This is a genomic window from Pseudomonas sp. RSB 5.4 (genome assembly GCF_037126175.1).
In the GTDB taxonomy this organism is placed as follows: domain Bacteria; phylum Pseudomonadota; class Gammaproteobacteria; order Pseudomonadales; family Pseudomonadaceae; genus Aquipseudomonas; species Aquipseudomonas fluorescens_H.
The window spans coordinates 4173392-4200124 of sequence record NZ_CP146986.1; the positions used below are offsets into that span (position 1 = coordinate 4173392).

Here is a 26733-nt window from a genome sequence, read left to right on the forward strand (position 1 = left end):
CCACAAAGCTGCATCGAGAATCATCGTGCCCGCTTCTTCAGATCGCTTCACCCCCGCCTTCGGCCTCGGCAATCCGCACCTGCAAACCTTGTGGGGGCCGCTATGGCGCAAAACCGTCCACCTGGATCGCGAGCGTGAACGCCTGTGGCTGGACGACGGGGACTTCCTCGACCTCGACTGGCATGGCCCGCACAGCGCCGAGGCGCCTTTGGTGCTGGTGCTGCACGGGTTGACCGGTTCTTCCAATTCGCCCTACGTCGCCGGAATTCAGGCCGCCCTCGCCGCACAAGGCTGGGCCAGCGTCGCGCTGAACTGGCGCGGTTGCTCCGGCGAACCCAATCTGCTACCGCGCAGCTACCACTCCGGTGCCAGCGAAGACCTCGCCGAAGCCATCCAACACTTGCGTGCCAAACGCCCGCTGGCGCCGCTGTATGCGGTCGGTTATTCCCTCGGCGGCAATGTGTTGCTCAAGCATCTGGGCGAGACCGGCAGCGACAGCGGCGTGCTCGGTGCGGTGGCGGTGTCGGTGCCGTTTCGCCTTGATCAGTGTGCAGACCGGATCGGCCAGGGTTTCTCCAAGGTCTATCAGGCGCATTTCATGCGCGAGATGGTCGCCTACATCAAGAACAAGCAACGGCAGTTCCAGCACGACGGGCGCGAGGATGGCCTGGCAGCTCTGGCGGCGCTCGGCTCGCTGGAGAACATGCTGACTTTCTGGGACTTCGACGGCCGGGTCACCGCGCCGCTGCACGGTTTTACCGATGCCGAGGATTACTATCGCCGGGCGTCGAGTCGCTACTTTCTCGGCGAGATCCGCACCCCGACCCTGATCATTCAAGCCGCTGACGATCCGTTCGTGTTCCCCCACAGCCTGCCGACGGCCGAGGAGTTGTCCGCCACCACGCAGTTCGAGCTGCAGGCCAAGGGTGGACATGTCGGGTTTGTCGATGGCACGTTGCTCCAGCCCGGTTACTACCTGGAACGGCGCATCCCGCAATGGCTGGCCCGTGTGACGTCATGAGCGACCAGGGCGAGTCGATCCGTTTCTGGCAGACCGCGCCACTGGCCGGGGTCGAGTTGCTGTCGGCGCGCTACATCGAGCATCGCTTCGCCCCGCACGTCCACGAGGGTTATGTGATCGGCATGATCATGGCCGGCGCCCAGCGTTATCGCTATCGCGGTGCCGAACACCTGGCCGGCAGCGGCACGCTGGTGCTGATCAACCCGGACGAATTGCACACCGGCCACAAGGGCACCGAGGACGGCTGGCTGTACCGGGCGTTTTATCCCGACACCGGAAAGATCGTTTCACTGCTCGAAGAACTGGAACTGCCCACCGCACCGATGCCGGCGTTTGGCGCGACGCTGTACCGCGACCCGGATCTGGTCAACGGTTTCTGTCAGTTGCATCGCTTGCTGGAAAGCCCCGCCACCGCGCTGCAACAGCAAACGGTATGGCGCGAGATGATGATGCTGCTGTTGCAGCGGCATGCGGCGGTGCAGATCAACGGTAAACCGGGCAAGGAACACCGCGCGGTGGTGATGGCCAAGGAGTTGCTGCATGCGCAACTCGCTGCGCCGCCGTCGCTGGAAGAGCTGGCGGCCGCAGTGAATCTGTCGCCCTTCCACTTCGCCCGGGTATTCCGCCGCGCCACCGGCATGCCACCGCACACCTGGCTGATGCAGCAGCGCATCGCCACGGCCCGGGGTTTATTGCAGCACGGTTGCCTGCCGGTGGAAGTCGCCATGCAGTTGGGCTTTGCCGATCAGAGTCATCTGAGCCGGCAGTTCAAGCAGGTGTATGGCGTGGGGCCGGCGGCGTATCGCAGTGCCCGACAATCTATCGGCGACGATTAACCCCTGTGGGAGCGGGCTTGCTCGCGAAAGCGGTGTTTCAGTCGACAATGATGCCTGCTGATACACCGCTTTCGCGAGCAAGCCCGCTCCCACATTGGGGGTATGGTGACTTTATTCGCCGGTGGCGATGCCTCGAGAAGGCTCGTTGATCCACTCACTCCACGACCCGGCATACAACGAACCCAGCGGATACCCCGCCAGACACAACGCGAACAGGTTGTGACACGCCGTCACCCCGGAGCCGCAATAGGCGACCAGTTCCGCAGGTGAACGCTCGCCGAGTTTCGCGGCAAAGCGCTGCTTGAGCTGTTCTGCTGGCAGGAATCGCCCGTCGCTGCCGAGGTTTTCGGTAAACGCTGCGCATTGCGCGCCGGGAATGTGCCCGGCAATCGGGTCGATCGGCTCCACCTCACCCTTGAAGCGCGGCAAGGCCCGGGCGTCGATCAGGGTCAGGCTTGGCTGACCGAGGCGTTGCTGCAATTGCTCGGCACTCAGCAGCAGGTTCATGTCCGGCTGCCCGCTGAAGTTGCCCCGGGTGACCGATGGCGCATCCAGGCTCAGCGGCAGACCCGCCGCGTGCCAGGCCTTGAGCCCGCCGTCGAGAATGAACACGCCGTCGCGCTTGCCCAGCCACGCCAGCAACCACCAGGCGCGGGCCGCATAGGCACCGGGGCCGTCGTCGTACAAAACCACATCGCTGTCGGCATTGATGCCCCACGCCTGCAGACGCTCGATCAGCGCCGCCGGCTCGGGCAACGGGTGACGTCCGGTCACGCCTTTGATCACCTTGCCGCTGAGGTCACGCTCAAGGTCGGCGAAGCGGGCGCCGGCGATGTGCCCTTCGGCATAGCTGCGCTGCCCGTAGTCCGGGTCTTCGAGGGCAAAACGGCAATCGAGAATCACCAGCCCCGGCTGCTCCTTGCGGGCATCCAGTGCATTCGGGCTGAGCAGTTGCGCAATCGGCATAACGGACTCCTGTGAGCGACTTCGAAATGGTTTAGCGCCCTTCTTCGAGGGCCTGGGCCAGCGGCACGTAGAACTCGTCGAACAAGGCATTCACCTCTTCGCGCGCCTGATCGGTAACGAATCCGGCTTCCAGCACCAGCACCTGATACACGCCACGCTTGATGGCCTGTTCGCTGAGGTGATTGGAGTTTTCCCGGGTGGTGCACAGAAAGCGCACCCACGAGGTGAGGATGATCCAGGCATTGATCGTCAGGGATTCGATCTGCACCCGATCCATCTTGAGGATGCCGGCGGCGACGAAGCCCTCGTAGATCGCCATGCCCTGAATCACGCAGCGCTGGGAAAAGCGTCGGTAGCGCGCAGCCAAGTCCGGGTCGCTGTCGAGCAGGTGCTCGAGATCCCGATGCAGAAAGCGGTAGCCCCACATCGCCGACAGCAGTTCCTTGAGGTAATAGCGCTTGTCTTCGACAGTGGCGGCACGCCCCTGCGGCGGGCGCAGAAAGCTGTCCACAAGCGTCTCGTACTCACTGAACAGCACTGCGATGATCGCCTGCTTGTTCGGGAAGTGGTAGTACAGATTGCCCGGAGAAATCTCCATGTGGGCGGCGATGTGATTGGTGCTGATGCTGCGCTCGCCCTGCTGATTGAACAGTTCGAGGCTGTTCTGCACGATGCGCTCGCTGGTTTTTATTCGTGGGGCCATGGCTTGAGCTTTAATTCAGAGTGCGGTGAGGAGCATCTTACGACCTAACCGGAATGGGATAAAACAAAGCTGTGTCGGGAAGTCATTTGACTTTCTAGAGCATAGACTCTAGAACGTCATCACTACAATAAATCCGGAGCCGACGATGACTGCCGACATTGCTTATCTGCAAACGCTGCAACAGCCCCTGGAAGAGCTGGATCGGCTGTTCGCGGCACAGCGCGCCGCCTATGCCGCCAACCCGATGCCACCGGCAGATCAGCGCCAGCAGTGGCTCAAGGCGTTGCGTGAGTTGCTCAGCAACGAGCGGCAGGCGCTGGTCGAGGCCATCAGCGCGGATTTCAGTCATCGCAGCGCCGATGAAACCCTGCTCGCCGAATTGATGCCCAGCCTGCACGGGATCCATTACGCCAGCCGCCACCTCAAGGGCTGGATGAAGTCTTCGCGGCGCAAAGTCGGCATGGCCTTTCAGCCGGCGTCGGCCAAAGTGGTGTACCAGCCGCTTGGCGTGGTCGGCATCATCGTTCCGTGGAACTACCCGTTGTATCTGGCCATTGGCCCACTGGTCGGCGCACTCGCGGCGGGTAACCGGGTGATGCTCAAGCTCAGCGAATCGACCCCGGCCACCGGCCAGTTGCTCAAGACCCTGCTGGGACGGATTTTCCCCGAAGATCTGGTCTGTGTGGTGCTTGGCGAGGCCGACATCGGCGTGGCGTTCTCCCGCCTGCGTTTTGATCACCTGCTGTTCACCGGCGCCACCAGCATCGGCAAACATGTGATGCGCGCTGCGGCGGAAAACCTGACCCCGGTGACTCTCGAACTGGGTGGCAAGTCCCCGGCCATCGTCTCTCGCGACGTGCCGCTCAAGGACGCCGCCGAACGCATCGCCTTCGGTAAAACCCTGAATGCCGGGCAGACCTGCGTCGCCCCTGATTACGTGCTGGTGCCGCAAGACCGCGTCGGCGCGTTCGTCGAAGCCTATCGTCAGGTGGTGAACAATTTCTATCCAACCCTCGCCGACAACCCGGACTACACCGCGATCATCAACGAGCGCCAACTGGCCCGGCTCAACGGTTATGTCAGCGACGCCACGAGCAAGGGCGCGCTGCTGATCCCGCTGTTCGAACAGGGCCAGGGCCGGCGCATGCCGCACAGCCTGCTGCTCAATGTCACTGACGAGATGACCGTGATGCAGGACGAAATCTTCGGCCCGTTGCTGCCGATCGTGCCGTATCAGGATCTGGATCAGGCGTTTGCCTACATCAATCAGCGCCCGCGTCCTCTGGCGCTTTACTACTTTGGCTACGACAAGCGCGAGCAGAATCGCGTGTTGCACGAAACCCACTCCGGCGGCGTGTGCCTGAACGACACCCTGCTGCACGTGGCGCAGGACGACATGCCGTTCGGCGGCATTGGCCCTTCGGGAATGGGCCATTACCACGGCCACGAAGGCTTCCTGACCTTCAGCAAGGCCAAGGGCGTGTTGATCAAACAGCGCTTCAATGCGGCGAAGCTGATTTATCCGCCCTACGGCAAATCGATTCAGAAACTGATCCAGAAGCTGTTCATCCGCTAACCGTCGTCACCGCCGGGTAATAACAACAATGCACCCAAGCCTGACCGAAACACCTGCCCTGTCGCGCCGTGGCCTGCTGAAGTTCAGCCTCGGCGCCACAGCGTTTCTCGCCACCGCCGGCCTCGGCGCCAGCCTCAGTGGCTGTTCATCGAGTGTCGCGGCCAATGGCTTCGTCACTTTGCGCGACGGCGACCTACTATTTCTGCGCGCACTGATTCCGGTGATGCTCGAAGGTGCCGTGGCCGCCGAGAAAATGCCCGGTGCGGTGGATGGCACCCTGAAGTCGCTGGACTACAGTCTCGATCACCTGTCGCCGGAAATGCTCAAGCTCACCCGGCAATTGTTCGATGTGCTCGGCATGGCGGTCACCCGTGGCCCGCTCACGGGCATATGGGGCAGTTGGGAAAACGCCAGCCCCGAGGCGCTGCGCCACTTCCTCGAGCGCTGGCAGAACAGTTCATTGAGCCTGCTGCGCATGGGCCACAGCTCATTGCAGCAGATGGTGATGATGGCCTGGTACACCCGCGCCGAGTCCTGGGGCCATTGCGGCTACCCCGGCCCGCCTGCTGTTTGAAACCGAGTCGCGCCCTTCGCGAGCAAGCCCGCTCCAACATTTGCAATGCGATTCCCCTGTGGGAGCGGGCTTGCTCGCGAAGGCCCGCAAGAACAACAAAAACAAGAGAACCTGATCGATGCCCGTACCCGACCCGTTCCGCGAAGGCCTCGCCCGTGGCTGGAAAACCTACAACGGCGCCCAACTGACCGGCGACCTGACGCTGCAAGCCGAAGTGGCGATCATCGGCAGCGGCGCCGGCGGCGGCACCACGGCAGAAATCCTAAGCGCCGCCGGCTACAAAGTGCTGCTGATCGAAGAAGGCCCGCTCAAGACCAGTTCCGACTTCAAGATGCTCGAAGACCAGGCCTACAGCAGCCTCTATCAGGAAGGCATCGGCCGCATGAGCAAGGACGGCGCGATCACCATCCTCCAGGGCCGTGCGGTGGGCGGCACCACGCTGATCAACTGGACATCGAGCTTCCGCACACCCGAGCCGACCCTCGAACACTGGGCGAAGGAGCACAACGTCAAAGGCCACAGCCCTGCCGAAATGGCGCCGTGGTTCGAGAAAATGGAACAGCGTCTGGGCGTCGCGCCATGGATGGTTCCGCCCAACGCCAACAACGACGTGATCCGCAAGGGCTGCGAGCAACTCGGCTACAGCTGGCACGTGATCCCGCGCAACGTGCGGGGCTGCTGGAACCTCGGCTACTGCGGCATGGGCTGCCCGACCAACGCCAAGCAATCGATGATGGTCACCACCATTCCGGCGACCCTGGAAAAGGGCGGCGAGTTGCTGTACCTGGCCCGTGCGGAAAAACTGCTGATCAATGGCGACAAAATCACCGGCCTGCAGTGCGTGGCGATGGACGAGCGCTGTGTCGCACCGACCGGACGCAAAATCACGGTCAAGGCCCGGCATTACGTGCTGGCCGGCGGCGGCATCAACAGCCCGGCCCTGCTGCTGCGCTCGGATGCACCGGATCCGCATCAACGCCTCGGCAAACGCACCTTCCTGCATCTGGTGAACATGTCCGCCGGGCGTTTCGACGAAGTGATCAACCCGTTCTACGGCGCGCCGCAGTCGATCTACTCGGATCATTTCCAGTGGAAGGACGGCACCAGTGGGCCGATGGGCTACAAACTCGAAGTGCCACCGCTACAACCCGCGCTGGCCGCGACGCTGCTCGGCGGCTTCGGCCAGCAGAACGCCGAACATATGGCCGACCTGCCGCACACCCACGCGATGCTCGCGTTGCTGCGCGACGGTTTCCACCCGGACAGCCCCGGTGGCAGTGTCGAATTGCGCGGTGACGGTTCGCCAGTGCTCGACTATCAGGTCTCGCCTTACGCCTGGGAAGGCTTGCGCCGCGCCTTTCACAGCATGGCCGAGATCCAGTTTGCCGGCGGCGCCAAAGCCGTGATGCCGATGCACGCCGATGCGCGCTACGTGAAAACCCTGGCCGAAGCCCGCACTTTGATCGACGGTTTGAGCCTTGAGCTGTACCGCACGCGCCTGGGCAGTGCCCACGTGATGGGCGGTTGTGCGATGGGCGAAGACCCGAAAAACGCGGTCACCGACAGCCTCGGCCGGCATCATCAACTGAGCAATCTGTCGATTCACGACGGCTCGCTGTTCCCCACCAGCATTGGCGCCAACCCGCAATTGTCGGTGTATGGGCTGACCGCACAATTGGCGACGTCCCTCGCTGATCGGCTGAGAAATCCGTGAAAAAACCGGTTTATCGTGTCGTCTATAGTGCTTTCTTACCCAACAGGCGACTTGGCCGACCGGGACGGCTGCGATACCATCCGACTCCCCAACGGACTCCCGCCAGGACGACGCGATGAACCGAGTGTTGTACCCAGGTACCTTCGACCCTATTACCAAGGGCCATGGCGATCTGGTCGAACGCGCCTCGCGCCTGTTCGATCACGTGATCATTGCGGTCGCCGCCAGCCCGAAGAAAAATCCACTGTTCCCGCTGGAACAACGGGTTGAGCTGGCTCGCGAGGTCACCAAACACCTGCCCAACGTCGAAGTGGTCGGCTTCTCGACGCTGCTGGCGCATTTCGCCAAGGAGCAGAACGCCAACGTGTTCCTGCGTGGCCTGCGTGCGGTGTCGGACTTCGAATACGAATTCCAGCTGGCCAACATGAACCGCCAACTGGCCCCGGACGTCGAGAGCCTGTTTCTCACCCCGTCCGAGCGTTATTCGTTCATTTCCTCGACGCTGGTGCGGGAAATCGCCGCGCTGGGCGGCGATATCAGCAAGTTCGTGCACCCAGCCGTGGCCGATGCCCTGACGCTACGCTTTAAAAAGTAGAAGCTGCCGCAGGCTGCGATCCTGGCTTTTGATTTCAGCCCTTGATCGCAGCCGCGTGCACTGCGCTCGCCAATGCGGCACAATTGCGCGCATTGATTTATAGCGCCCGGGCCTGCCGCCCCGGCTGGAGTTAGCATGTCCCTGATCATCACCGACGATTGCATCAACTGCGACGTCTGCGAACCCGAGTGCCCGAACGCCGCCATTTCTCAAGGCGAAGAGATCTATGTGATCGACCCGAACCTGTGCACCCAGTGCGTCGGTCACTACGACGAACCGCAGTGCCAGCAGGTCTGCCCGGTGGATTGCATTCCACTGGACGAGGCGCATCCGGAGACTGAAGAACAGTTGATGGAGAAGTACCGCAAGATCACCGGCAAGGCCTGATCCGGCAATTTTGTAGCGCTCTTTCGGGCCTCTTCGCGAGCAAGCTCGCTCCCACATTTGAAATGCGCTCCAATGTGGGAGCGAGCTTGCTCGCGAAAGGGCCATCAGCAGCAGCGCAAAACCCGGATCAGCTCACTCGCGCTGCTCAAACCCCTCCCCTGTACACCCCAGACAGCGCATAAACGCCGCTTTCGCCGGATCCACCACCAGCGCCTGTCCCGCATCGCCCACCCCGCCACCCAGCGCGGTAAACGGCAATGACACCACAAACACCCCCGCACCCAGCACCGTTGCCACCACCAATAAAGGTCGGGCAATCAGCAAATCGCCGATCATGGCGTAGGCGGGAGGGTTCTGGATGGCGTAGCGCGGATCACCGCTGCGGTTTTCCGCGGCTTGACCGGCCAGGCTGGAACAAAGCAGCAGTGCGGCAAACAGGACTTGCGAGGACTTCATGGCACGATCCTTCGGGCTGAACAGTGAGACAACTCACTATAGACCGTAGGACTTTTTCAGATTTTTGCCTCAGGTCTGGCAGCGCGGACAGAAGACACTGGCCCGTTGACCCAGCTTCACTTCGCGCAGGCCGGTGCCGCAGACCTTGCAGTGCTCACCGCCGCGACCATAGACAAACAGTTCCTGCTGGAAGTAGCCGGGCTGCCCGTCGCCGCCGATGAAATCCCGCAACGTGGTGCCGCCGCGCTCGATGGCTGCGGCGAGGATGCGTTTGATCTCGATCGCCAGCTTCAGATACCGCGCCCGGGAGATGCTTTTGGCTTCGCGGCGCGGATCAATTCCGGCAGCGAACAGCGCTTCGGTCGCGTAAATGTTGCCGACACCCACCACGACAGCGTTGTCCATGATGAACGGCTTGACCGCCATCGAACGCCCGCGCGACAACTGGAACAGGCGCTCGCCATCGAACAGATCGGTCAACGGCTCCGGCCCGAGGCGAATCAGCAGTTCGTGATTGAGCGGGTCGGTACTCCACAGCATCGCGCCGAAACGGCGTGGATCGGTGTAGCGTAGCGCCAGACCGGATTCCAGCTCGATATCGACGTGCTCGTGCTTGAGCGCCGGCAAACCGACCTCCACCAGCCGCAGGTTGCCCGACATGCCCAGGTGACTGATCAGCGTGCCGACCTCGGCATTGATCAACAGGTACTTGGCCCGCCGCTCGACCAGCACGATGCGCTGCCCGGACAGACGCACATCGAGGTCTTCAGGGATCGGCCAGCGCAGCCGGCGGTCACGCACGATCACCCGGCTGACGCGCTGGCCTTCAAGGTGCGGGGCAATACCCCGGCGGGTGGTTTCGACTTCCGGCAGTTCAGGCATGGTGTCCTCGAATCAATGCGCGCCGAGGTCGCGGATCGTTTGTTTGAGGGTTTCGAAGTCGTAATCCGATAGCCCCACATAGTCGAGTACCAGTGGACCGACGGCGTTCCATTCGAAGTCTTCGGTCTGATTGCCCAGCACCCGGTAGGACGCGCAGATGTGCTCGGCCATCTTCAGGATCGCCAGCAGGTTTTTCAGCTGGCTGTTGCGTGACGACTCGTCGCTGAAGATCGCCAAGGCGTTGTGGTGATTGGCAATCGCCGCGCTGACGTGCTCCGGCAGGCGCCACGACTTGGCGGTGTAGTAACCGACCACGGCGTGGTTGGTATTGAACTCGCTGTTTTCGGTGTCCACCACCCGGCACTCGGCGCTGGCATTGGCATAGGCCTTTTCCAGCACCGACATGTAATTGGGGAAACGCTGCAGCATCAACGGCACGCCACAGTCATGGAACAGACCCAAGGCATAGGCTTCATCACCGGCCTGGGTCCCGATGCGCTTGGCCAGGGTCAGGCAGGTCATCGCCACGTCCTGAGCGGTGTCCCAGAAACGGTTGAGGGTGACGATGGTGTCGTCGTTCATCTCGCCCTTGATCGACTGCGCGTTGATCAGGTTGATGATCGAGCGGCTGCCCAACAGGTTCACCGCACGCTGGATCGAAGTGATCTTGTTGCTCAGGCCGTAATACGGCGAGTTGACGATTTTCAGCAGCGAGCCGGACAGGCCTGGGTCCTGGGAGATCAGCTTGGCGATCACCTCCAGGTCCGGGTCGGGCATGTACTGCTCCATTTGCAGATCCACCATGATCTGCGGCTGCGCCGGCACACTGATGCCTTGCAGGGATTGTTGAATCTGTTCGGTGGTCAGCTCTTGGGACATAAGTACACACTCTGGGACAGGCGGCGATTCTAACCTCTAAAAACCGCACGACGACACACCAGTGGGCATTTGTCAGGAACTTTCATTCCCGCTCAGGCTTCGGACTTTGTAAGGCCGACCGGACACTCAAGCACCGGCTCGGCGGCAATTTCCCGCAGACTCAGGAGCTTAATCATGGCTAATTCCCTCAGCGGCAAGCGTATCGCCATTTTGGTAACAGACGGTTTCGAACAGGTCGAACTGACCGGTCCCAAGCAAGCACTGGAGCAGGCCGGCGCCCAGGTCGACATCCTTTCGGCCGAGGCCGGCAAGGTCAAAGGCTGGAACCACGACAAACCGGCGGACGACTTCAAGGTCGACCAGACCTTTCAAGGCGCCAGCAGCGAACAGTACGACGCGATCGTCCTGCCGGGTGGCGTGCAGAACTCCGACACCATTCGCATCGACCAGGATGCCCAGCACCTGGTCAAGACCGGCGCCTCCGCCGGCAAACCGATCGCGGTGATCTGCCACGGCAGCTGGCTGCTGATTTCCGCCGGGCTGGTCAACGGCAAGACCCTGACCAGCTACAAGACGCTCAAGGATGATCTGGTGAATGCCGGGGCCAACTGGGTCGACAAGGAAGTGGTCAAGGACGGTCATCTGATCAGCAGCCGTCAGCCGGACGATATTCCTGCGTTCAACCGTGAGTTGATCGACGCGCTCTCTGCCTGATCTGTGGGCTTGTGAGTTTATGTGGTGAGGGGATTTATCCCCGATGGACAGCGCAGCTGTCCCAAATCGATTCACGCGGTCAGTCAGACAACTGCGTTCGGGGTTTGCGGCTGCTACGCAGCCGATCGGGGATGAATCCCCTCGCCACAGATGGATTCCTTCTTCACTGATTGCCCTTGCCACATGTCCACTCACCAGCCAATCAGACCGAGCAACACGGTATACTCCCGCTCTTTTTTCCGGAGCGACGTCATGTCCCTGCCTAGCCTGCGCCTCAAAGCCAACGCCGACCGTCGCCTGCGCAACGGCCACTTGTGGGTCTACAGCAACGAAATCGATGTGGCCGCAACGCCACTGCACGGCTTCAAGGCCGGCGACCAGGCGATCCTCGAAGCCGCCGGTGGCAAGCCGCTGGGCATCGTCGCGATGAGCCCGAACAACCTGATCTGCGCTCGCCTGTTGTCGCGCGACATCAAGTTGCCTCTGGACAAATCGCTGCTGGTGCATCGTCTGAACGTGGCCCTGTCGCTGCGCGAGCGCCTGTTCGACAAGCCGTTCTACCGCCTGGTGTACGGCGATTCCGACCTGCTGCCGGGTCTGGTGGTCGACCGTTTCGGCGACATCCTCGTGGTGCAGATTGCCTCGGCAACCATGGAAGCGCACAAAGATGACGTGATCGCTGCACTAACCCAAGTGCTCAAGCCAAGTGGCATCCTGTTCAAGAACGACTCCGCCGCGCGTGACGCCGAAGGCCTCAACCGCTACGTCGAAACCGTGTTCGGTCTGGTGCCGGAGTGGGTCGCGCTGGAAGAGAACGGCGTGAAGTTTGAAGCGCCGGTGATCGGCGGCCAGAAAACCGGCTGGTTCTACGACCACCGCATGAACCGCGCCCGCCTGGCTCCCTATGCCAAAGGCAAACGCGTGCTCGACCTCTATAGCTACATCGGTGGCTGGGGCGTACAGGCTGCGGCATTCGGCGCCAGCGAAGTGTTTTGCGTGGACGCATCGGGCTTCGCCCTCGACGGCGTTGAGCGTAACGCTGCACTGAACGGCTTCGCCGACAAGATGACCTGCATCGAAGGCGACGTCTTCGAAGCCTTGAAAGAACTCAAGGCCAGCGAAGAACGTTTCGACGTGATCGTTGCCGACCCGCCAGCGTTCATCAAACGCAAGAAAGACATGAAGAACGGTGAAGGCGCCTACCGTCGCTTGAACGAGCAAGCCATGCGCCTGCTCACCAAGGACGGCATTCTGGTCAGCGCTTCGTGCTCCATGCACCTGCCGGAAGATGATCTGCAGAACATCCTGCTGACCAGCGCCCGTCACCTGGATCGCAACATCCAGTTGCTGGAACGTGGTGGTCAAGGCCCGGATCACCCGGTACACCCGGCCATCGCCGAGACCCGCTACATCAAGAGCATCACCTGCCGTCTGCTGCCGAACAGCTGATTGGCCATGAAACGGGGAGCCTGCGGGCTTCCCGTTTGCTTACGGCGATGCAATGTCGTCGAATTCCTTTGCTTTTTCCTACAACCAACTTCCTACATGTACGCAGGACATTTCCCTGCGCATTAAATTTTAAGAATTAAAACTTACAAGCCCGCCCTTGCAGCATGCCCGCTCCGACAAAATTAATAGAAATTTCCTACCCAAGTATCGCTTGCCAATAATTCATTACAACCTATTATTAAGTTGTCACCACGACGGCGACATTCACTCTCAATGAACAAGGAGTTCATATTTATGAAAGCAATTACTCTGGAAACCAACAAAATCGCAAACCTGGCCTTCCTGGTTGCGCCTAAAGCCCGCTAAGTGAGCCAGAACGCTGGGGAGTGCCGGCACCCCAGCGTTCTTTCGACCCTTTCCAGAGCGATCTATATAACATGCACATCAATCCTTATTTATTCATATTGCCGCGCACACCCGGACAAATAGTCTGGAATTATAAAGACCATACTCAGCATGAGCTGGACCTGACTTATTCTTGTCGACTTGCACAACTTATCAATAATCCGGAGCAGTTCGACAGACGCAACATAATAGACTCACAACTTCTGAATGCGGGCATATTAACCGTTGCAAAAATAGACAGCCCGCCATGGGGTTGGGATGAGTTGTCGAAGATTTATCATATCGGTACCCAGAACATTCCCTGCAAACAGATACCCCAGAATATTCATGAGTGGTCCAGGCAATACCTGAACCATTGCAGCGCCGTGCTGACCACACCGGCACCCGCGCAAGATCGTCCGATACAACAGGACGAACCCCGAATCGCCCTCCCCGCCTCCGCCGCCCTGACCGTTGCCAGTCTTGGCAATGTCCTGCGCCTGAGAAAAACCTGCCGCTCCTTTACTGGTGCATCAATCACCCTCGGTGACGTAGGCACACTGATGTATCTCTCGCTGGGTTTTCTTCGCCACCGCGACCATGACCGCGACGAGAGTATCGCCGAGGGCCTCGGCGCCCGTCGCAGCAGTCCTTCGGGTGGCGGGTTGAACGCCTGTGAAGGGTTTCTCCTGGCTCGCAATATCGAGGGCCTGGAGCCCGGCATCTATGCCTATCACCCGGCAGAACATGCGCTCAGCCGGGTCAATCCCTTGCCCGAACCCGCGCTCGGCCATTTGCTGGCGGGCCAGCATTTCATCAATAACCTGCCGCTGGGTCTGTTCATCACCGCCCGCTTCGACAAGCTCTGGTGGAAGTATGAACACTCGCGCGCCTATCGCATGGCGTTCGTCGAAGCGGGTCACCTGTCGCAGACCTTTCAACTGGTGGCCACGGCACTGGGCCTGGGAACGTGGCTGACCGGCGCGTTTGCCGATCGGCAGGTCGAAGCCCTGCTCAAACTCGAAGGCAGCGCTGAACAACCGTTGTTCTTTGTCGGCTGCGGCGCCAGCGACGGTCAGGCGATGTGTCAGGAAATGCGTGACCTGTTGCAGGAGACGCGTACATGAACGTGCCAACCGCGGAACAGTCCGAAACACCTGAGTCCTGGATGCTTCGCTTCACGCTTGGCGATTGGGACAACCGCGCTTCGGTGCGTACGAGCCGGCACGACTACCAGTTGCCGGCAGACCTGCAGTTACAACTGCAGACCCGCTTCTGGTTTCCGCCGGCCTTCCTGCCGTACCTGTCCCACCCGGCCATCGATGCCGCAGGCAGCAGGGTCATGCATCGGCTGGCGGCCAATCACCTGGTGCACTTCCTCGACTACACCACGCTGCTTGAACACCGCATCGTCAACCGCGCCGTGGAAACCATCGTCCACGGCGAGTTACCTGCCTACATTCCTTCACGGATGAAAACTGCCGCGCTGCAGCTCTATACCGACGAGGGCTATCACGCGCTGTTCTCCCATCGTCTGGCCGAACAGATCGCCGAACTGCATGGTTTCACCGGCCGACCGCAGGTGCCCCTGCGCATTACCCGCCTGACCGGTCTGATCGCTCGAACACCGGAGAGCAAACGCCCACTGGCGTGGTTTCTGCTCGGTTTCGTCTCCGAAACCATCATTGCCCGGGAGCTGCTGGATGTTTGCCGGGAGACGCTGGTCACCAGCGTGAGTGACATGTTGCGCGACCACCTCGCTGACGAAGCCCGGCACAGTCGGTTTTTTTCCGAAGTCTTTCACTACCTTTGGCTGACCCTGAACAGCCGTCAACGCGCCTTCGCAGCCAGAACCTTGCTGGAGACCCTGGCGACCTTCTTCGAAGTCGACGAGCAATGGCTGCACCAAAGCCTCCGCCGCGCCGGCATCGGCGAAGGTGCGATCAAGGAAATCCTCGACAGCCTGACCAACGAACAGGCCAGCCGCCAGCGTGCCAGATCCGGAGCCACGGCTACGCTTGCTGCACTCGAAAGGGCCGGATTCTTCGCGCACCCCAACAACCGCAAACTTTTCGCCAAGGCAGGACTGATCGATGCTTGAAGGAAGAACGGTGGTAACGACCCGACAACGACGCGGGGCGGTCAGTCTGCTTTTGGCCATGGTGCTGCTGGGAGTGTTTCCGCTGGACGTCCTGCTGCCGTCGTTCCCGGCGCTGGCCGAACACTTCGCCAGTACCCCGGCCGACATCGCCCTGTCGATCAGCCTGTTCGCGGTGGGCATCGCCTTTGCCCAACTGCTGATCGGGCCATTGTCCGACGTCATCGGGCGCAAGGGCTTGCTGCTCGCCGGCATGGGGGTCTCGATCCTTGGCGCCATCGGCTGCGTCATGACCAGTGACTACACACTGTTCATGACCTTTCGCATCGTGCAGGCCATCGGCTGCGGCTGTTTCGTCCTGTCACAGGCGCTGGTGCAGGACCTGTTCGAAGGCGAACAGCGCGATCGCCTGCGGATCCTGATGGTGACCGCCACCGGAATCTTCATCTCGGTATCGCCGCTGGCCGGGACCTTTCTGCAGGCGACCCTGGGCTGGCGCGGCAGCTTCTGGCTGTTCATCGCACTGGCGGCTGTGGTGCTGCTCAAAGCCTGGGTGTTTCTGGACAACAGTCGGCCCGCTGCCAGAGATACACCGATCCATTTTCTCAAGGCTTACCGACGGGTGCTGGGGGACTTCGACTTCGTTGGCTATTGGCTGATATCGGCTTTTGCATTCGCCTGCCACTTCTCGTTCATTGTCATTTCGCCGTTGATTTTCATGGATCAATTGCAGCTGTCAGCCTATGACTTCTCGCTGATCCTGTTGATCTACGGCGCGGCGTATGTCGCTGGTGGCATCGTCGCCACGCTGCTGAGCCGGCGCATTTCGCCCGGGCAGCAAATGGTGGTCGGGCTGAGCCTGATCCTGCTGGCGGGGCTGGTGATGCTGTTCATGGCCAGGCACCTGGCGCTCTCGGCGGCCACGGTGCTGATCCCGATGCTGATCTGCACCGCCGGTACGACCATCGCGCGCCCTGCTGCCACTTCGCGGGCCATGAGCCTGTTCCCGGAAAATGCCGGCACCTCGGCCTCCGCAGGCAGTACGATCATTTTCATCTGTGGCGGCCTGATCAGCGCCCTGATCAGCCTGAGCCCAAGCAACCTGCAAGCCACGCTCGGCTACTGTTTTGTCCTGCTCAGCTGCATCGCACTGGCGTTGAACAAGCGGATCAGCCACCGCGCCAGAGTCATCGAAACCAGCGCCATCACGCCCTCTGGCAGCGATTGAGCCTGCCGGTCGTCATGCCACACTCACCGTCAGCACTGGAACAACGCTTTGCGCCATTCCCTCCAGACGCCAGCGGTGTAGAATCGGCTGATTCATCGCCATTCATCCCCCGGCGGGTTTATGAGCTCAGGCTGAGGCAAGCGGCGATCCCGCAAAGTCATCGGCAACATCCAGGACACACGGCCATTTCTGAGTGTTCCAGACGTCAATAGAAGCTCACTCCCTTTTGATACCTGATTAGCCGCCCGGAGTGCTCCATGCCAGATTACCGCTCGAAAACATCCACCCACGGCCGCAACATGGCCGGCGCCCGCGCACTGTGGCGCGCCACCGGGATGAAAGATGACGACTTCAAGAAGCCGATCATCGCCATTGCCAACTCCTTCACCCAGTTCGTGCCGGGCCACGTGCACCTCAAGGACCTCGGTCAACTGGTTGCCCGGGAAATCGAACGCGCCGGTGGCGTCGCGAAAGAATTCAACACCATCGCCGTGGATGACGGCATCGCCATGGGTCACGACGGCATGCTGTATTCGCTGCCGAGCCGCGAGATCATCGCCGACTCCGTCGAGTACATGGTCAACGCCCACTGCGCCGACGCCATCGTCTGCATCTCCAACTGCGACAAGATCACCCCGGGCATGCTGATGGCCGCCCTGCGCCTGAACATTCCGGTGATCTTCGTTTCCGGCGGCCCGATGGAAGCCGGCAAGACCAAACTCGCTGCCCACGGTCTCGACCTCGTCGACGCCATGGTGATCGCCGCCGACTCCAGCGCTTCTGACGAGAAGGTTGCCGAGTACGAGCGCAGCGCCTGCCCGACCTGCGGTTCGTGCTCCGGCATGTTCACCGCCAACTCGATGAACTGCCTGACCGAAGCCCTCGGTCTCGCACTGCCGGGCAACGGTTCGACCCTCGCGACCCACAGCGACCGCGAACAACTGTTCCTGCAGGCTGGTCGTACCATCGTCGAGCTGTGCAAGCGTTACTACGGCGAGAACGACGAGTCGGTGCTGCCGCGCAACATCGCCAACTTCAAGGCGTTCGAGAACGCGATGATGCTCGACATCGCCATGGGCGGTTCGACCAACACCATACTGCACCTGCTGGCGGCCGCCCAGGAAGCCGAGATCGATTTCGATCTGCGCGACATCGACCGTCTCTCGCGCAGCGTGCCGCAACTGTGCAAAGTGGCGCCGAACATCCAGAAGTACCACATGGAAGACGTGCACCGTGCCGGGGGCATCTTCAGCATTCTCGGCTCTCTGGCCCGTGGTGGCCTGCTGCACACCGACCTGCCGACCGTACACAGTCGCAGCATGGAAGAAGCCATCGCCAAGTGGGACATCACCCAGACCACCGACGAAGCCGTGCACCACTTCTTCAAGGCCGGCCCGGCGGGCATCCCGACTCAGACTGCGTTCAGCCAGTCGACCCGTTGGGAAACCCTGGATGACGACCGTGAAAACGGCTGCATCCGCAGCTTTGAACACGCCTACTCGAAAGAAGGCGGCCTGGCCGTGCTGTACGGCAACATCGCCCTCGACGGCTGCGTGGTGAAGACCGCCGGCGTTGACGAGTCGATCCACGTCTTCGAAGGCAACGCGAAAATCTTCGAAAGCCAGGACAGCGCGGTGCGCGGCATCCTTGCCGACGAAGTGAAGGAAGGCGACATCGTCATCATTCGCTACGAAGGTCCGAAAGGTGGCCCGGGCATGCAGGAAATGCTCTACCCGACCTCGTACCTGAAGTCCAAAGGTCTGGGCAAAGCCTGTGCGCTGCTCACCGACGGTCGTTTCTCTGGCGGTACTTCCGGCCTGTCGATCGGCCACGCTTCGCCAGAGGCTGCGGCCGGTGGCGCGATCGGTCTGGTGCAGGACGGCGACAAAGTGCTGATCGACATCCCTAACCGCTCGATCAACCTGCTGGTCAGCGATGAAGAACTGGCTGCGCGCCGGGTCGAGCAGGACAAGAAAGGCTGGAAACCGGTCGAGCAGCGTCCACGTAAAGTGACCACCGCCCTGAAGGCCTACGCCCTGCTGGCGACCAGCGCCGACAAGGGTGCGGTGCGCAACAAGGCGATGCTCGACGGGCTGTAAGTTTTAGCCGCCGAATAAAAATGCCCCGCCAAGTGCGGGGCATTTTTTTGCCCGACCAAAATATCCCAGACACAGAAGATCAAAACGGTGGGAGCGGGCTTGCTCGCGAAAGCGGTCTACCGGTCAAAAAACCTCTCGCCTGACACTCCCTCTTCGCGAGCAAGCCCGCTCCCACAGGGGACTGTCAGTGATTCTGGAATCTGCGCTCCAACACAGAACTGGGTCTTACTGAATTTCTTCTGGCTTCACGATCACCCAGTTCTTGTCCGCCGTCACCGGCAACCCTTCCTTGGCCTGCGCTGCCGCGTTCTTGGTCATCATGCCGTTGAGCTGGGTCATGTATTTGTCTTTGCGGTTGACCCACAAGTGGATGCCGCCCTTGGCCACGTCAACACTGTGGAACAACATGTAACCGTCGCTGGTCGGAGTATCGCCGCCCACCAGTACCGGTTTTTTCCACTCGTCGATGTAGGTCAGGATCGCCGCGTGCTTGCCGGCCATCCAGGTCGCCGGGGTCCACAGGTACGGGGTCAGTTCGAGGCCGAGGTTGGCTTTCTCGTCATATTTGCCGGCGGTGATCTGTTTGCGCGCGGTGGTCAGCTCGCCGGTTTCGCGGTTCTTCAGCAATGTGCTCACGCCGATCACGTTCTGAGGTTTGACGTTGTAGCCGTACTTCGGATCAGCCGCGACCATGCGCACCAGCTCTTCGGAGGCGGCGGTCATCACGTAGACCTCAATGCCGTTCTCCATCAGTTTGTTGTACAGCTCGGCCTGACCGGTAAAGACTTTGGGTGGCTGCACCTCAAGGTTCTTCACCACGTCACCGTCGTAATAAGTGGTCGGCACCGGTTTGCCCGAGGCCATCAGCTCATCGACGTAGCCTTTGAGTTCCTTGAGGGTAAAGCCAGAGAACACCTGCGCCACCCATGGGTAGCAGACCATGTCGTCGACTTCGCACAGGCGATAGTAATAGCTGAACAGGCTTTCCTTATGGTCAGCGGTGTCCTTGAACGGCATCAGTTTCAGGGAGGGATCAAGCGTCTCGCGGGTGATCAGCCCCTTGTTTTCCATGAACGGCAACAAGGACTCTTCGAGGTCATAGCGGTAACTGGTGTTGTCCATGTCGAACACCGCGTAGTTACCCTTGTTGGCGTTGGCCGCGATCATCGCGTCCAGTGCCTTGGCCTGATCCGCCGGCCAGTGCTTCAGATCGGTGGCGAATGCGTGAGCGGCCAAGCCCAGTCCAAGAACCACAGCGAGCATTTTCGGTGCGAACTTCATCGGCGTTTTCTCCCTGACTGAAAGACATCGACGCTAACAAATAAGTGTGACAGTCCTCGTCTGTCAGCGACCGCTTACGTCTCCTCAACGCCAGTTGCATTGCCGAGAGCGACAGGCGCTTATTCCAAAAACGACGGACGACCTGCGATTTCGGTATTAATTCATTGGAAATCAAACTGTTAGGCTTGCCGGTTCGCAGTTGCCCAAGAAGGTGACTGGCACAAGTCTTATCGGAGTCTTCATGAATCTGCCGCTGATCCTCAATCTGCTGGTGTTCCTCGCCCTGCTCTTCGGTCTGGCGCAAACTCGCCACACGACGTGGAGCCTGGCGAAAAAAGTCCTGCTCGCGCTGGTGCTCGGCGTGGTATTTGGTGTTGCCCTGCACACCGTTTACGGTGGCGGCAACCCGGTGCTGAAAGCCTCGATCGGCTGGTTCGATCTGGTTGGCAACGGTTACGTGCAGTTACTGCAAATGATCGTGATCCCGCTGGTGTTCGCCTCGATCCTCAGCGCGGTGGCACGGCTGCACAACGCCTCGTCGCTGGGCAAGATCAGCTTCCTGACCATCGGCACGCTGCTGTTCACCACCGCGATTGCGGCGCTGATTGGTATCGGTCTGACCAACCTGTTCGGCCTCACCGCCGAAGGTCTGGTCGCCGGCACTCAGGAAATGGCCCGTCTGCAAACCATTCAGACCGACTACGCCGGCAAGGTTGCCGACCTGAATGTGCCGCAGCTGCTGCTGTCGTTCATTCCGCAGAACCCGTTCGCCGACCTGGCCCGGGCCAAGCCGACCTCGATCATCAGCGTGGTGATCTTCGCCGCGTTCCTCGGGGTCGCGGCGCTGCAACTGCTCAAGGATGATGTCGAGAAAGGTCAGAACGTGATCAACGCCATCGACACCCTGCAAGCCTGGGTGATGCGTCTGGTGCGTCTGGTGATGAAGCTGACCCCGTACGGCGTGCTGGCGCTGATGACCAAAGTGGTCGCCGGTTCCAACCTGCAGGACATCATCAAGCTCGGCAGTTTCGTGGTGGTCTCGTACCTCGGTCTGGGTCTGATGTTCGTGGTGCATGGCCTGCTGGTGTCGGCGGCCGGGATCAACCCGCTGCGGTTCTTCCGCAAGATCTGGCCGGTGCTGACGTTCGCGTTCACCAGCCGCTCCAGCGCGGCGAGCATTCCGCTGAGCATCGAAGCGCAGACCCGTCGTCTGGGCATTCCGCAATCGATCGCCAGTTTTGCCGCTTCGTTCGGTGCGACCATCGGCCAGAACGGTTGCGCCGGTCTGTACCCGGCGATGTTGGCGGTGATGGTTGCGCCAACCGTCGGCATCAACCCGCTGGATCCGCTGTGGATCGCGACGCTGGTGGCGATTGTGACTTTGAGTTCGGCCGGTGTGGCCGGGGTCGGTGGCGGCGCGACATTCGCGGCGCTGATCGTGCTGCCGGCGATGGGCTTGCCGGTGTCGCTGGTGGCGCTGCTGATTTCGGTGGAGCCGCTGATCGACATGGGTCGTACGGCGTTGAACGTGAGTGGTTCGATCACGGCCGGTGCGATTACCAGCCAAGTGATGCAGCAGACCGATAAAGCACTGCTGGATGCGGATGAGCATGCGGAGCTGGCTCAGGCTTAAATTCTTCTTTGCCTGACCTGCCCTCTTCGCGAGCAAGCCCGCTCCCACATTGGATCTGTGATCGACACAAATCCAATGTGGGAGCGGGCTTGCTCGCGAAGCTCTTAAGCCTTTTCCCAGACCTCGAAGTTGTAAGCGGGCTTGTCGCCCTCAGCCGGATTCGGCACATTCGACACCAGTGTCCACTGGTTCGGATCGAACTCCGGAAACCACGCATCGCCCTCCGGACTCAGCGCCACTCGGGTCAGATACAGACGATCCGCCTGCGCCAGCCCTTGCGCATACAACTGCGCGCCGCCAATCAGCATCAACTCATCGACACCCTGCGCTTTCGCCCATTCCTCGGCGCGCACCACCGCGGCTTCCAGCGACGGATAAACCTCCGCGCCTTCCAGCACCAGATCTGCCTGACGGCTGACCACGATGTTCAAGCGGCCCGGCAGAGGACGGCCGAGGGAATCCCAGGTCTTGCGGCCCATGATGATCGGCTTGCCGAGGGTCGTGGCCTTGAAGTATTTGAAGTCCCCCGGCAGGTGCCAGGGCATGCTGTTGTCGACGCCGATCACACGGTTTTCACCGAGGGCTGCGATCAGGCTGAGGGGGAGTGATTTAGTCATGTCGGCGAGGATACCAGAGCCTCGCTTGACCCGATAAGCGCCACAGCGGTTATGCTCACTGCTCAATCGAGCAACGGAATGGCGCGTGACTGAACTGACTCCACTGCAAAACCTCTGGCTGACGGAAACCATCCGCCTGCGCGAAGAACACGCAGGTCCCCTGGAGGATCTGGAAGCCAATCGACTGGCCCGCGCGGCCGGCGGCGATCTGCCGGGCCGTATTCAGCGCCGCGCCGTGTGGCTGGCCGAGCGTGACGGGCTGAGCGCAGCACTCAAGCACTGGCTGCAAGGCGCGCGTCTGGCGCTGGTGCTGTTGGTGATTTTCGCGCTGCTGAGCGGCGCCGGTCTGGCCTTCGCCGCGCTGAGCCAGACGCCGGTCAATGTGTTCTGGGCCCTGGGCAGCCTGCTCGGGCTGAACCTGATTCTGCTGCTGAGCTGGGCGCTGGGGCTGATCTTTGCCGGTGAACACGGCGCCACCCTCGGGCGCTTGTGGCTGTGGCTCAGCGAAAAACTCGCCCGCGATGCCAAAGCCGCGCAACTGGCGCCGGCCCTGCTGCTGATGTTGCAGCGCAGGAAACTCAATCGCTGGGCGCTCGGCACTTTGGTCAATGGCCTGTGGTTGCTGGCGATGCTCAGCGCGCTGCTGTTGCTGCTGACACTGATGGCGACCCGGCGCTACGGTTTCGTCTGGGAAACCACCATTCTCGGGGCCGACACTTTCATCAACATGACCCAGGCCCTCGGCGCGCTGCCGGCGCTGCTCGGTTTCAACGTGCCGACCGTGGAAATGATCCGCGCCAGTGGCGGCGCAGCGCTGGACATCGAAAGCGCGCGACAGGCCTGGGCGACCTGGCTGGTCGGCGTGCTGGTGGTCTACGGCGTGCTGCCGCGCCTGCTGCTGGCGCTGTTGTGTTTCTGGCGCTGGAGTCGCGGCAAAGCCGCGCTGACCCTGGACCTGAACCTGCCCGGTTACGCCCAGTTGCGTGAGCGACTGATGCCGACCAGCGAACGCCTCGGCATCAACGACGCCGCGCCTGCGCAGTTGCATCGCGTTGAAAGCAGCGTCAGCGAGCACGCCAGCGACGGCGCTTTGCTGGTGGCCATCGAACTCGACGATCAGCGCCCGTGGCCACCGGCCCTGGCGAAAACCGTGAGCAACGCCGGAATCCTCGACAGCCGCGAATCGCGGCACAAACTGCTCGAACAGCTCAGCCGTTTCCCCCCGGCGCGCCTGCTGATCGCCTGCGACCCGCGACGCTCGCCGGATCGCGGCAGCCTCGCGCTGATCGCCGAACTGGCGCGCAACGCCAGCGCCACCCGGGTCTGGCTGCTGCAAGCACCGCCCGGCGAAGCGCTGGACAGTGCCCGCCTCGGCGACTGGCACGTCGCGCTGCAACAACTGGAGTTGCCGTTCGCCGATTGCGCACCGATGAACTGGCTGGAGAGCGGTCATGACTGATGCCCGGAAAGCGCCGCTGAAACTCGCGGTGGTCGGCCACACCAACGTCGGCAAGACCTCGCTGCTGCGCACCCTGACCCGCGACGTCGGCTTCGGCGAAGTCTCGCACCGGCCGAGCACCACTCGACATGTCGAGGGTGCGCGGTTGTCGGTGGACGGCGAGCCGTTGCTCGATCTCTACGACACCCCGGGGCTGGAAGACGCCATCGCTCTGCTGGATTTCCTTGAGCGTCTGGAACGCCCCGGCGAACGTCTCGACGGCCCGGCGCGACTGGCGCGGTTTCTCGACGGCAGCGAAGCACGTCAGCGTTTCGAACAGGAGGCGAAAGTGCTGCGACAGCTACTCGCCTCCGACGCCGGTCTGTATGTGATCGACGCCCGCGAACCGGTGCTGGCCAAGTATCGTGACGAACTCGAAGTGCTCGCCAGTTGCGGCAAGCCGCTGTTGCCGGTGCTGAATTTCGTCAGCAGCGCCAACCATCGCGAGCCGGACTGGCGCGAAGCGCTGGCGCGGCTTGGCCTGCATGCGCTGGTGCGCTTCGACAGCGTGGCGCCGCCGGAAGACGGCGAACGGCGACTGTACGAAAGCCTTGCGCTGCTGCTGGAAAACGCCCGTCCGCAACTGGAGCGCTTGATCGCCGATCAACAGGCCCAGCGCCTCGCCCGCCAACAAAGTGCGGCGCGTTTGATCGCCGAATTGCTGATCGACTGCGCCGCCTGCCGACGCAGTGTGGTCAGCGAGGCCGAGCAGGAACAGCAAGCGATCAGCGAACTGCGCAAAGCCGTGCGCCAGCGTGAACAGAAATGCGTCGAAGCGTTGCTCAAGCTCTATGCGTTTCGCCCGCAGGATGCGGCGGCCAGTGATCTGCCGTTGCTCGATGGGCGTTGGGGCGATGATTTGTTCAACCCGGAAACCCTGAAGCAACTCGGCGTGCGGGTGGGCGGCGGGATTGCGGCCGGTGCCGCGGCGGGGGCTGGCGTGGATTTGCTGGTGGGGGGGATCACCCTCGGCGCGGCGGCATTGGCCGGTGCGATTGCCGGCGGCGCCCTGCAAACCGCGCGCAGTTATGGCAGCCGCTTGCTGGGCAAGATCAAGGGACAGCGGGAATTGACCGTGGATGACGGCGTGTTGCGGCTGTTGGCGTTGCGTCAGCGCCAACTGTTGCTGGCGCTCGATCAGCGCGGGCATGCGGCGATGGAAGCGGTTCAGGTCGCCACCCCGCAGGACAAGACCTGGCGCGAAGGCAAGCTGCCTGAAGCGTTGCACAAGGCACGGGCGCATCCGCAGTGGTCTTCGCTCAATCCGCATCCGAAGTTGAATCAGGCGGAGCGGCAGGAGCAGATTGATTTACTGGCTGCAGAGCTTTAGCACCTGTTCCGGCCTCTTCGCGAGCAAGCCCGCTCCCACAGTTTGATCGCATTCCTTATGGTGGAACTCGGTCGAATGTGGGAGCGGGCTTGCTCGCGAATGGCGCGACTCGGTGACACGGATTACGCCGCCAGCAGGCGCAACGCCTTCTCCTTCAATACTCCCAGATCCATCACCGGCACCGCCCTCTCCTTGGCCAACTCATCCCACTGCCGCATGCGCAAACTCACGGTACACAACGGATCGCGCTCAAACGCATCCGCCTCAGCCTCGCTCATCACCCCGCCCTGATATTCCAGCGTGCGGCGACTCGCTTCACTCAGGCGCTCGAAATACCCAGGCTCACGTAGCGTCAGATAGCGCTTGGCCTGCACGTGATACTCCACCAGCCGCGCCATGCGCTCGCTGAATCCCGCCTCACGCAAATAATCCGCGCCCAGCCGCTCATGGCTGACCACGCCATAACCGCCCATGTTCTCGGCGCCTTCGGCACACAAATGGCCGATGTCGTGGAAGAACGCGGCGAGCACCACTTCATCATCAAAGCCTTCAGCCATCGCCAACTGCGCTGCCTGAGACATGTGTTCGATCTGCGACACCGGCTCGCCGATGTAATCACTAGTACCAAAGCGTTCATACAGCGCAAACACCCGGTCAACGACTTGCGCATGCCCCGCCATCAGATTTCCTCCAGCAATTGCGCCACGTTGCGCTCGGCCAGTGCCGGGCCGACGCTCATGCCGACGCCGGTGTGCATCAGCGCCACACTCAGCCCCAGTGCCGGGCGCAGGAATGAGAACGGCCCCGGCCCACGGGAACCATAGACGCCCTGCCAGCGCTCGACCACTTGCACCTTGCAGCCCAGCGTGTGCTCGGCCAGTTCGAGCATCCAGTTGTCCACTTGCTCGGCGTTGAACGGCGACGGATCGCTGCCGTAATGGTGCGAGTCGCCGATGATCAGCTCGCCATACGGCGTCGGACTGATCAGCAGGTGAATGCCGTTGTCGTGCAGGTGCGGTTGTTCGCGCAGGATCTGTGCCTGCACCGCTGCCGCTTCTGGCAAATCGGCGAAGGCGCCGTAGTGCACGCAGCTCAAACCGGTGAGCAAGGCGTGTTGCAGATTCAGCTCGATCTGCGGTTTGGCGCGGAGCATTTGCAAACGGCAGATCTGCGGGTCGAGCGTGGCAATCGGCTCGGCCAGCAGGGTCTGATAATCGTGGCCGGAGCAGACGATGATTTGCTGCGCCGTGAAACTGCCGGCAGTGCTGTGCAGACGTCCTGGCTCGACGTCACGCACCAGCGTGCTGAAGTGAAACTCGACGCCGAGGTCGCGGCGCAGATAGTCGATCAGCGCCGGGATCGCTTCCCGCGAGTACAACTGTTGATCGTCCACGCCGTGCAACGCAGAGCGATGGTGGCTGAACTGGCCGTGGTACAGATCACGCAGGGCGGCGCCACGCAGCAAGGCGACGTTGTAACCGTGCTCCACGGCGCGGCCGTTGCAAAAGGCTTCGAGCAATTGCTCTTCGGCTTCGCTGCGGGCGAACAGGTACGAGCCGTTGCGCTTGATCTGCAGACCGGCGAGTTGCGCCCAGTCGCCCCAGATCTCGCGGCTGGCCTTGGCCAGTTCGAGCATCGGCCCGGGTGGCTGGCCGGTGACCAGCGCCTGACCGAAGTTGCGCACCGAGGCGCCGAGGGGCGTGGCGGTGCGTTCGAAAACGCTGACCTTGAGGCCGCGTTTGGCGGCGGCGTAAGCGTGGGACAGGCCGAGGATGCCGGCGCCGACGATGAGCAGGTCTTTGTGTTGTGTCAT

General features: G+C 61.6%; 25 protein-coding genes. 16 read left to right on the top strand and 9 right to left on the bottom strand.

Annotation, left to right across the window (positions count from 1 at the left end):
* The first annotated feature begins 25 nt into the window (after nucleotides 1-25).
* Nucleotides 26-1021 carry a hydrolase gene (locus V9L13_RS18915; RefSeq protein ID WP_338800240.1) on the top strand — a complete coding sequence of 332 codons (996 nt, stop codon included), beginning with the start codon at nucleotides 26-28 and terminating at the stop codon, nucleotides 1019-1021.
* Complete coding sequence (locus V9L13_RS18920) at nucleotides 1018-1857, top strand: AraC family transcriptional regulator (RefSeq protein WP_338802883.1); 840 nt, start codon at nucleotides 1018-1020, stop codon at nucleotides 1855-1857. Before V9L13_RS18915 ends, V9L13_RS18920 begins: the two co-directional genes overlap by 4 nt.
* Nucleotides 1858-1968: 111 nt before the next feature.
* Here the strand turns inward: V9L13_RS18920 and V9L13_RS18925 are convergent, their stop codons facing one another.
* Nucleotides 1969-2823: a sulfurtransferase gene (locus V9L13_RS18925; protein WP_338800241.1), complete on the bottom strand. Its 855-nt coding sequence runs from the start codon at nucleotides 2821-2823 to the stop codon at nucleotides 1969-1971.
* Between the two features lie 31 nt (nucleotides 2824-2854).
* Nucleotides 2855-3526, bottom strand: coding sequence for a TetR/AcrR family transcriptional regulator (locus V9L13_RS18930; protein WP_027610562.1), 672 nt, complete (start codon nucleotides 3524-3526; stop codon nucleotides 2855-2857).
* A gap of 145 nt (nucleotides 3527-3671) precedes the next feature.
* Here V9L13_RS18930 and V9L13_RS18935 point away from each other — a divergent pair, with 145 nt between their 5' ends.
* The 5 genes from V9L13_RS18935 to V9L13_RS18955 all read left to right on the top strand — a co-directional run bounded on the left by V9L13_RS18935 (nucleotide 3672) and on the right by V9L13_RS18955 (nucleotide 8372).
* Nucleotides 3672-5102, top strand: coding sequence for a coniferyl aldehyde dehydrogenase (locus V9L13_RS18935; RefSeq protein ID WP_226500893.1), 1431 nt, complete (start codon nucleotides 3672-3674; stop codon nucleotides 5100-5102).
* A 28-nt stretch (nucleotides 5103-5130) separates the two neighbouring features.
* Entirely contained in the window at nucleotides 5131-5676 is a 546-nt protein-coding gene (locus V9L13_RS18940) for a twin-arginine translocation pathway signal protein (protein ID WP_103484297.1), read from the top strand.
* Between the two features lie 118 nt (nucleotides 5677-5794).
* A complete protein-coding gene (locus V9L13_RS18945; protein WP_338800242.1) occupies nucleotides 5795-7390 on the top strand; it encodes a GMC family oxidoreductase in 1596 nt (531 codons plus the stop codon).
* 115 nt (nucleotides 7391-7505) lie between these two features.
* On the top strand, nucleotides 7506-7985 hold the full coding sequence (gene coaD, locus V9L13_RS18950; protein ID WP_003229157.1) for a pantetheine-phosphate adenylyltransferase: 480 nt from the start codon (nucleotides 7506-7508) through the stop codon (nucleotides 7983-7985).
* Between the two features lie 135 nt (nucleotides 7986-8120).
* The gene (locus V9L13_RS18955) at nucleotides 8121-8372 is read left to right on the top strand and encodes a YfhL family 4Fe-4S dicluster ferredoxin (protein ID WP_003195146.1); all 252 of its coding nucleotides are present in this window, start codon (nucleotides 8121-8123) and stop codon (nucleotides 8370-8372) included.
* Nucleotides 8373-8504: 132 nt separating this feature from the next.
* Here the strand turns inward: V9L13_RS18955 and V9L13_RS18960 are convergent, their stop codons facing one another.
* From V9L13_RS18960 to V9L13_RS18970, 3 genes are all read right to left on the bottom strand, one after another.
* Nucleotides 8505-8828 carry a multidrug transporter gene (locus V9L13_RS18960; RefSeq protein WP_338800243.1) on the bottom strand — a complete coding sequence of 108 codons (324 nt, stop codon included), beginning with the start codon at nucleotides 8826-8828 and terminating at the stop codon, nucleotides 8505-8507.
* 69 nt (nucleotides 8829-8897) lie between these two features.
* Entirely contained in the window at nucleotides 8898-9710 is an 813-nt protein-coding gene (gene mutM, locus V9L13_RS18965; protein ID WP_003229159.1) for a bifunctional DNA-formamidopyrimidine glycosylase/DNA-(apurinic or apyrimidinic site) lyase, read from the bottom strand.
* Nucleotides 9711-9722: 12 nt separating this feature from the next.
* Complete coding sequence (locus tag V9L13_RS18970; RefSeq protein WP_177434710.1) at nucleotides 9723-10535, bottom strand: HDOD domain-containing protein; 813 nt, start codon at nucleotides 10533-10535, stop codon at nucleotides 9723-9725.
* 228 nt (nucleotides 10536-10763) lie between these two features.
* Here V9L13_RS18970 and V9L13_RS18975 point away from each other — a divergent pair, with 228 nt between their 5' ends.
* The 6 genes from V9L13_RS18975 (at nucleotide 10764) to ilvD (ending at nucleotide 18561) form a co-directional block, all read left to right on the top strand.
* Nucleotides 10764-11303 (top strand): type 1 glutamine amidotransferase domain-containing protein, encoded by a 540-nt coding sequence (locus V9L13_RS18975; protein WP_338800244.1) that lies wholly within the window; start codon nucleotides 10764-10766, stop codon nucleotides 11301-11303.
* Between the two features lie 252 nt (nucleotides 11304-11555).
* On the top strand, nucleotides 11556-12752 hold the full coding sequence (locus tag V9L13_RS18980) for a class I SAM-dependent rRNA methyltransferase (RefSeq protein WP_003229162.1): 1197 nt from the start codon (nucleotides 11556-11558) through the stop codon (nucleotides 12750-12752).
* Between the two features lie 437 nt (nucleotides 12753-13189).
* Nucleotides 13190-14263, top strand: coding sequence for a SagB family peptide dehydrogenase (locus tag V9L13_RS18985; RefSeq protein WP_338800245.1), 1074 nt, complete (start codon nucleotides 13190-13192; stop codon nucleotides 14261-14263).
* A complete protein-coding gene (locus V9L13_RS18990) occupies nucleotides 14260-15237 on the top strand; it encodes a diiron oxygenase (protein WP_338800246.1) in 978 nt (325 codons plus the stop codon). The genes V9L13_RS18985 and V9L13_RS18990 overlap by 4 nt, the downstream gene beginning before the upstream one ends.
* Nucleotides 15230-16462 (top strand): multidrug effflux MFS transporter, encoded by a 1233-nt coding sequence (locus V9L13_RS18995; protein ID WP_338800247.1) that lies wholly within the window; start codon nucleotides 15230-15232, stop codon nucleotides 16460-16462. The genes V9L13_RS18990 and V9L13_RS18995 overlap by 8 nt, the downstream gene beginning before the upstream one ends.
* Nucleotides 16463-16719: 257 nt before the next feature.
* Nucleotides 16720-18561, top strand: coding sequence for a dihydroxy-acid dehydratase (gene ilvD, locus V9L13_RS19000; RefSeq protein ID WP_139055182.1), 1842 nt, complete (start codon nucleotides 16720-16722; stop codon nucleotides 18559-18561).
* Between the two features lie 225 nt (nucleotides 18562-18786).
* Here the strand turns inward: ilvD and V9L13_RS19005 are convergent, their stop codons facing one another.
* A complete protein-coding gene (locus tag V9L13_RS19005) occupies nucleotides 18787-19842 on the bottom strand; it encodes a hypothetical protein (protein ID WP_003229167.1) in 1056 nt (351 codons plus the stop codon).
* 241 nt (nucleotides 19843-20083) lie between these two features.
* On the opposite strand from V9L13_RS19005, the gene V9L13_RS19010 reads away from it, so the two are divergent.
* Nucleotides 20084-21475, top strand: coding sequence for an L-cystine transporter (locus V9L13_RS19010; RefSeq protein WP_338800248.1), 1392 nt, complete (start codon nucleotides 20084-20086; stop codon nucleotides 21473-21475).
* Between the two features lie 104 nt (nucleotides 21476-21579).
* Here the strand turns inward: V9L13_RS19010 and V9L13_RS19015 are convergent, their stop codons facing one another.
* Nucleotides 21580-22092 carry a dihydrofolate reductase gene (locus V9L13_RS19015; protein WP_338800249.1) on the bottom strand — a complete coding sequence of 171 codons (513 nt, stop codon included), beginning with the start codon at nucleotides 22090-22092 and terminating at the stop codon, nucleotides 21580-21582.
* A gap of 85 nt (nucleotides 22093-22177) precedes the next feature.
* On the opposite strand from V9L13_RS19015, the gene V9L13_RS19020 reads away from it, so the two are divergent.
* Both V9L13_RS19020 and V9L13_RS19025 read left to right on the top strand, forming a co-directional pair.
* Entirely contained in the window at nucleotides 22178-23551 is a 1374-nt protein-coding gene (locus V9L13_RS19020; protein ID WP_338800250.1) for a DUF2868 domain-containing protein, read from the top strand.
* Entirely contained in the window at nucleotides 23544-24920 is a 1377-nt protein-coding gene (locus V9L13_RS19025) for a GTPase/DUF3482 domain-containing protein (RefSeq protein WP_338800251.1), read from the top strand. Before V9L13_RS19020 ends, V9L13_RS19025 begins: the two co-directional genes overlap by 8 nt.
* 122 nt (nucleotides 24921-25042) lie before the next feature.
* Here the strand turns inward: V9L13_RS19025 and V9L13_RS19030 are convergent, their stop codons facing one another.
* Complete coding sequence (locus V9L13_RS19030; RefSeq protein ID WP_338800252.1) at nucleotides 25043-25600, bottom strand: phosphonate degradation HD-domain oxygenase; 558 nt, start codon at nucleotides 25598-25600, stop codon at nucleotides 25043-25045.
* On the bottom strand, nucleotides 25600-26733 hold the full coding sequence (locus V9L13_RS19035) for a TIGR03364 family FAD-dependent oxidoreductase (RefSeq protein WP_338800253.1): 1134 nt from the start codon (nucleotides 26731-26733) through the stop codon (nucleotides 25600-25602). The genes V9L13_RS19030 and V9L13_RS19035 overlap by 1 nt, the downstream gene beginning before the upstream one ends.